The following is a 1083-nucleotide window of genomic DNA, read 5'->3' on the forward strand; positions in this document are numbered from 1 at the left end:
TGTATCCGGCCAATAGGTTGGTCACAGTCGGCTGGCCGGGGGGTGCCCACCGAGTGCGCTGTGGCGGCGTCGATTGTTGTAGTAGTCCAGCCAGGGTGCAAGAGCGTCTGCTCGTTGGGTGTTGCTGGTGAAGGCCTGTCGGTAGGCCCATTCGGTCTGCAGGGTGCGGTTGAGGCGTTCGACCTTGCCGTTCTGCCAGGGGCAGTGGGGTTTGATGAACTTCTGCCGGATCTGGTGTCGGTCGCAGACCTGGCGCAGTGACCAGCGGTATGCCCAGGCGTTGTCGGTCATCAACCGCTGGATGTGGGTGATGCCGTTGGCGGCGAAATAGCCGATGGCGCGTTCCAGGAACGCTGCGCAGGTGGTGCCCTTCTCGTCGGGCAGGATCTCGGAGTAGGCCAGCCGGGAGTGGTCGTCAACCAGCGAGTGGACGTAGTCGAATCCGGTCTTGGTGGACCGGTCTCGCTGGATCGATCCCGCTTCGCGGCCGTGAGCCCGCCAGCCGCCGCCGTCGGGGATCCGGCCGATCTTCTTCACGTCCATGTGGACCAGCTCGCCCGGCCTGTCACGCTCGTAACGGACCGCGGTGGTCTTGGACGCCCGGATCACCTCCCCAGTCAGCGGGTCCAGCATGCACAGCCGTGGCACGCGGTGGCGGGCCAGCACCCGGGAGACCGTGCGGGCCGAGACACCGAGCTCGGCACCCAGCCAGTCCGGGCCTCGCCGTTCCCGATGACGCAGCTCCACGATGCGCTGCTCGACCTGGTGGCTGGTCCGCCGCGGGCAACTGCGCGGCCGCGAGGACCGGTCGTGCAGACCGGCCTCACCCTCGGCGGCATGGCGGTCGACCCACTTCTTCACACACCGACGCGAGATCCCCATCGCCCTGGCGATGTGAGCCTGCGGCCAGCCGGCGCGGTGCCGCTCAACGATCAGCCGACGGCCTTCAAAGGTGGTGCGGGCGTTACGGTGAGACACGAGAGCCTCCCGGTGGATGTGGACCTAGACAACCCACACCCCACCCGGGGGGCTCTCCCTACGTCAACTCCTACCGGCCCGCCACCAACGTCCTGGCCGAATACA

The 1083-nt window shown here is 67.4% G+C and carries 1 protein-coding gene; it reads right to left on the bottom strand.

Features of this window, described 5'->3' with window-relative positions; translation table 11 throughout:
- Positions 1-21: 21 nt before the first annotated feature.
- A complete protein-coding gene (locus ACH34W_RS55395; RefSeq protein WP_395969354.1) occupies positions 22-978 on the bottom strand; it encodes an IS481 family transposase in 957 nt (318 codons plus the stop codon).
- Positions 979-1083: the final 105 nt, after the last annotated feature.

The organism is Actinomadura sp. 6N118, from assembly GCF_044326415.1.
Lineage (GTDB): Bacteria > Actinomycetota > Actinomycetes > Streptosporangiales > Streptosporangiaceae > Spirillospora.